This window comes from Gemmatimonadota bacterium (assembly GCA_016209965.1).
Lineage (GTDB): Bacteria > Gemmatimonadota > Gemmatimonadetes > Longimicrobiales > RSA9 > JACQVE01.
Window position 1 is genome coordinate 1 of sequence record JACQVE010000020.1, and the last position, 5,047, is coordinate 5,047.

Below are 5,047 nucleotides of genomic sequence, written 5' to 3' on the forward strand. Positions count from 1 at the left end.
ACAACGAGCTGTATGCCGCGGTCCGCGAGGTGCGGATCCTGGCCGCGGATGTGCGGGAGCGGCCCAAGCGCTACGTGAGCATCGAGATCTTCTAGTCTCGGCACAAGCCTTGCACCACCATTGGGCTCGGCCGGCCGCCGCGGATCACGGGGCCGGCAGCCGGATGCCCGAGCGGCGGGTCGCCCCCGCCGCTTGTTGTTGTGGAGCAGCCTGCCATGCGATTCGATGTGCTGGACAGCCGGGCCGTCGATCTGCCCGACGAGCGGCGCTCGCCCGTGCGGCCGGGCGGTGGGAGCGACGGCTCGGGCTCGGCCGTGACGATCCGCCCGCTCTCGGCGGAGGGCGGCCGCTGGCGGGTGCTGGTCGAGAGCTGGGAGGTGCCCGGCGGCTGCGAGGGCCGGCTGATCTTCCAACCGGAGGGGCCGATTGCGCGGGCGGACGCGCGGGTCGGCCCCGTCAACCTGCGCGGCGCCGGGCGTACTGAGCTGGTGGGCGCGGCCCACGAGCTGCCGGAAGCGTGGCTGCGCGAGTTGCTCCATTCCCTCGCCTGACTCTCTTTCGAGCGGGCAGCCGGCGGCCTCCTTGCCCGCCGCCGGCCGGGTTTGATTCTTGCACTAACGTGGTAAGCGGGCACGCCGTCCGAACGCCCGCCGCGCGAGCGGCGGAATCGGCCGGCATACGGCAGCGGGCGGCAATTCGGGCCGGGCGAGCCAGGGAACGAGCGGGCCGCGGCCGGTGTCCCATGGAGCAACTCTTTGCGAGTGAGCGGCACCAAGTATCGCGCCGGGCTGCCTGGCGATTACGCGGTGCGCACGGGTGGCGGGGGAGCCATGATCACCGAGATCCTGCGACTGTTGTTGATGGTCTTTGCGCTGGTAGGCTATGGGGGCGCGGGCGCCTCCCTGGCCGTGCGGCGCTACCGCCTGCTGGCGGACGGCGAGCGGGATTTCGGAATGCTTGCCGTGGCCGGCATGCTCTTCGTGTTCGGCGCGCTGTGCACCAGCGTGAGCCTGGGGGTGGCCGGCGTCCCCGCCTTCGGCGGCGTGGTTGCCTGGGCGGGTTATGTGTTCATGGCGCAGCACATGGGCATGTTCCGCATCGAGACCGGCCGGCGCCCGCCGGCCGAGCAGGAGCCTACGGAAGAGCCGCGCCGCGCCAAGTAGTGGTCGAATTCGTCACCCTACTTACGAACTCGACCATAAGTAGCGCGGATCCGGGCCACGCGCCGGCGTACCCACGGTACAACTTCCGCTTCCAAACCTGCGGCCAACAGGCAGCCCACCCTGGCTGTAGCGGCCGCCGCCCGCCGCACCGATCACGGGCCAGCCCCGCGGGTCGGGATCGCCCTCCGCGACCTGGAAGTCGGGGAGTCGGGAAAGGGTGGCGGAGCGGGCCCGCGGCTCGATCCTGACGGCGGTCTCGAGCTCGGAGGGGCCATAGACCGCTCCAGCGTGCGCCGGCCGGGCGCGACTGGCGCCGCCGGCGTAGACAGTCGTATACGCCTCGATCACTCCAGCCTCGTACTCCCGGGTGAGCCCGACCAGGTCGTGGGTAGGCGCCATTAGCGCGCTTGCGCCGATCAAGGGCGCGTGATCTGTTTCAGGCATGATCCTGGTCGCGCCGACGGCGTTCAAGGGCAGCATGGGCGCTGGCCGGGCCGCCCGGAGCATGGCGGCGGGAGTGCGCCGTGCCTGGCCGGGTCGTGAGGTGGTGGAGCTGCCGCTCTCGGACGGCGGCCCCGGGCTGATCGAGGCCGTGCGGGCGGCACGGGGCGGGCGAGTGCGTGGGCTGCGCGTGACCGGGCCGTTGGGCCTGCCCGTGCGCGCCAGGCTGCTGCGCGGGCGGGGCGTGGTCCTCATCGAGAGCGCCGACGCCTGCGGGCTGCACCTGGTGCCGCAGCCGGCGCGCGACCCGCTGGCGGCGACCACCTTCGGGTTGGGCGAATTGTTGCTGGCGGGGGGCGCCGCGGAGCGGATCGTGCTGGGGCTGGGCGGCTCGGCCACGATCGATGGCGGGGCCGGAATGGCGCAGGCGTTGGGCTGGCGGCTGCTGGATGGGGGTGGGCGGCCGATCCCGCGCGGCGGCGCGGGGCTGCTGCAACTGGGGCGGATCTTCCCGCCGGCCGCTCCGCTGCGCCTGCCGCGGGTAACGGCCCTGGCCGACGTGCGCAGTCCGCTCCTGGGCCCGGGCGGCGCCGCCCGCGTGTTCGGGCCGCAGAAGGGTGCGGACGCGGAGGGTGTCCGCGTCCTCGAGCGAGGGCTGGCGGTGCTGAAGCAGCGGATCCAGGAGGACCTGGGCATCGACCTCACGCGTACGGCCGGAGCCGGCGCGGCCGGCGGGCTGGGCGCCGGCGCCATCGCTTTCCTGGGTGCGGAGCTGGTAGAGGGTAGCACCTGGGTGCTCGAGGCGGTGGGATTCGAGCCAGTGCTGGATGCTGCAGAGCTGGTGGTGACTGGCGAAGGCAGCTACGACAGGCAGAGCGCGCTGGGGAAGATCACGGGCGAAGTCGTGGCGCGCGCGCGGCGGCAGGGCAAGCCAGTGCTGGTCGTCGCCGGGCGCATCGAGGCGGCGCTGCCCGACGGTGTTTCCGCCGCGGACGCCGGGGGCGAATGGCTCTCGCCCAAGGGGCTGGAGAAGCTGGTGGCCCAGGCAATAGCGCGGTTGCCAGGCGCGCAGCGCCCGGGGTAGCTTGGCGCCGGCCATGGGCGCGGAGGGGGGTGCCCCAAGCCGGGGGGCTTTGCGGCGATTGACCCCGGGGTAGGGGCGAGAGTGGTGCGCATTGGAGGAGCGGGTACGGGTACGGGTACGGGAATGGAACGGATCGGGACAGGGAGCGGGAGCGGGAGGATCGGCATGCCGGAAGACTTGATGGACAAGCTGGTGTCGCTCTGCAAGCGACGGGGCTTCGTGTTCCAGTCGTCGGAGATCTACGGCGGGACGGGCTCGGTTTGGGACTACGGCCCGTTGGGCGTGGAGCTGAAGAACAACCTGCGTGCGGCGTGGTGGCGCGCCATGGTGCATGAGCGCGACGACATCGAGGGACTGGACGCGGCCATCCTGATGCACGCGCGCGTGTGGGACGCGAGCGGCCACGTGGCCGGGTTCACGGACCCGCTGGTGGAATGCCGGAACTGCCACCGCCGCTTCCGCGGCGATGACCCGGACGTACGCTGGAAGCAGCAGTGTCCGGTGTGCGGCACGACACAGGCGTTCGGCGAGCCGCGCATGTTCAACCTGATGTTCAAGACGTTCATGGGGCCGGTGGAGGCGGCGGCTGCCGTGGTCTATTTGCGGCCGGAGACAGCGCAGGGCATCTACGTCAACTTCCAGAACGTGCTGACCACCAGCCGGCAGCGGATCCCTTTCGGCATTGCGCAGGTGGGGAAGGCGTTCCGCAACGAGATCACGCCGGGCAACTTCATCTTCCGCACCCGCGAGTTCGAGCAGATGGAGATGCAATTTTTCGTCGAGCCGGGCACGGATGAGGAGTGGCTGGAGGTCTGGAAGTCGGAGCGAATGCGGTGGGTCGAGTCGCTGGGGATCCGCAGGGAGCGGCTGCGCTTCCACGAGCACGAGCCGCAGGAGCTGGCGCACTACGCCAAGCGTGCCATCGACATCCAGTACGAGTTCCCGTTCGGCTGGCAGGAGTTCGAGGGGATCCACAACCGCACGGACTTCGACCTGCGCCGGCACGAGGAGTATTCAGGAAAACGGCTCGAGTACGTGGACCCGGTGGACCGGCAGAAGCGCTACATCCCTTACATCATCGAGACTTCCGCTGGGCTCGACCGGACCCTGCTGGTGCTGCTGGTGGACGCCTACCGGGAGGAGGAGGTGGAGGGCGAGACGCGCGTCGTACTATCGCTCCAACCCCGACTCGCGCCCCTCAAGGTGGCGGTCTTCCCACTGGTGAAGAAGGACGGGTTGCCCGAGATGGCGACGCGCATTCACCAGGCGTTCCGTGCCGCTGGCGTCCCCTCCTTCTACGATGACAGTGGTTCGATCGGCCGGCGCTACCGCCGGCAGGACGAGGCGGGGACGCCCTTTGCCATCACGGTCGACGGCCAGAGCATGGAGGACGAGACTGTGACCGTGCGGGACCGCGACACGCTGCGGCAGTCGCGCGTGGGCGCGGGGCGAGTCGTCGAGTACGTGCAGGAGCGGGTGGGGGGATAGGAGGTATGGCCGCGTCCGGAAGTAGACGGGAAGGGGATCGGGATCGAGGGAAAGGAGGCGCGGCTTGACCGAGCGGGTCCAGCAGTTCACCAGCCGCTGGGGCATGATGGCGGCGATGTTGGGGATGGCGGTGGGCACGGGCAACATCTGGCGGTTTCCGCGCATGGCCGCGTCCAATGGCGGAGGCTCTTTCCTCGTTGCCTGGGCAGTTTTCCTGCTGGCCTGGTCGGTGCCGCTGATCCTGGTCGAGTTCGCCATGGGGAAGGCGACGCGCTACGGCCCGGTGGGCGCCTTTGCCCGGATGATGGGGCGGCGTTTCGCCTGGATGGGCGCATGGGTGGCGTGGACGGCCATTGCCATCATGTTTTACTACGCCGTCGTGATGGGCTGGACCATGCGCTTCCTCTGGGCCGCCCTGACTGGCGAGCTGGCGAGTGCGGCGCCCGGAGCGGTGTGGCAGGACTTTGCTTACTCCTGGAGCGCCGTGTTCTTCCAGGCGCTGGCCGTGGGGCTGGGGGTGTGGATCGTGGCGCGAGGTGTGCGCCGGATCGAGGCGGCGGCGCGCGTGCTCATGCCCATGCTCTTCCTGCTGGTCATTGTACTGGCAGTGCGGGCGGTGACCCTGCCGGATGCGGGGCGGGGCCTCGCCTTCCTCTTCACGCCGCGCCTTGCCGACCTAGCCAGCTACCAGGTCTGGCTGCAGGCACTGACGCAGAACGCGTGGGATACCGGCGCGGGCTGGGGGTTGATCCTGGCGTATGCGGTGTATCTGCGGCGCAACGAGGACACGGCGCTGAACGCCTTCATGCTGGGCATTGGCAATAACACGGTCTCGCTGCTGGCCGGCATCATGGTGCTGTGCACGGTGTTC

General features: G+C 70.2%; 6 protein-coding genes. 5 read left to right on the plus strand and 1 reads right to left on the minus strand.

Annotation, left to right across the window (positions count from 1 at the left end; translation table 11 throughout):
- The first annotated feature begins 215 nt into the window (after positions 1-215).
- Together HY703_00990 and HY703_00995 are read left to right on the plus strand one after the other, a co-directional pair.
- The gene (locus tag HY703_00990) at positions 216-551 is read left to right on the plus strand and encodes a hypothetical protein (protein MBI4543754.1); all 336 of its coding nucleotides are present in this window, start codon (positions 216-218) and stop codon (positions 549-551) included.
- Positions 552-761: 210 nt separating this feature from the next.
- Positions 762-1,163: a hypothetical protein gene (locus tag HY703_00995; GenBank protein ID MBI4543755.1), complete on the plus strand. Its 402-nt coding sequence runs from the start codon at positions 762-764 to the stop codon at positions 1,161-1,163.
- A gap of 21 nt (positions 1,164-1,184) precedes the next feature.
- Here HY703_00995 and HY703_01000 read toward each other — a convergent pair whose 3' ends face one another.
- Positions 1,185-1,562: a hypothetical protein gene (locus HY703_01000; GenBank protein ID MBI4543756.1), complete on the minus strand. Its 378-nt coding sequence runs from the start codon at positions 1,560-1,562 to the stop codon at positions 1,185-1,187.
- A 43-nt stretch (positions 1,563-1,605) separates the two neighbouring features.
- Between HY703_01000 and HY703_01005 the strand changes: the two genes are divergently transcribed.
- The 3 genes from HY703_01005 to HY703_01015 all read left to right on the plus strand — a co-directional run.
- A complete protein-coding gene (locus HY703_01005; GenBank protein ID MBI4543757.1) occupies positions 1,606-2,688 on the plus strand; it encodes a glycerate kinase in 1,083 nt (360 codons plus the stop codon).
- Between the two features lie 165 nt (positions 2,689-2,853).
- A complete protein-coding gene (locus tag HY703_01010; protein MBI4543758.1) occupies positions 2,854-4,176 on the plus strand; it encodes a glycine--tRNA ligase in 1,323 nt (440 codons plus the stop codon).
- Positions 4,177-4,240: 64 nt separating this feature from the next.
- Positions 4,241-5,047 (plus strand): sodium-dependent transporter (locus HY703_01015; protein ID MBI4543759.1); only part of this gene is annotated, 807 nt, incomplete at its 3' end.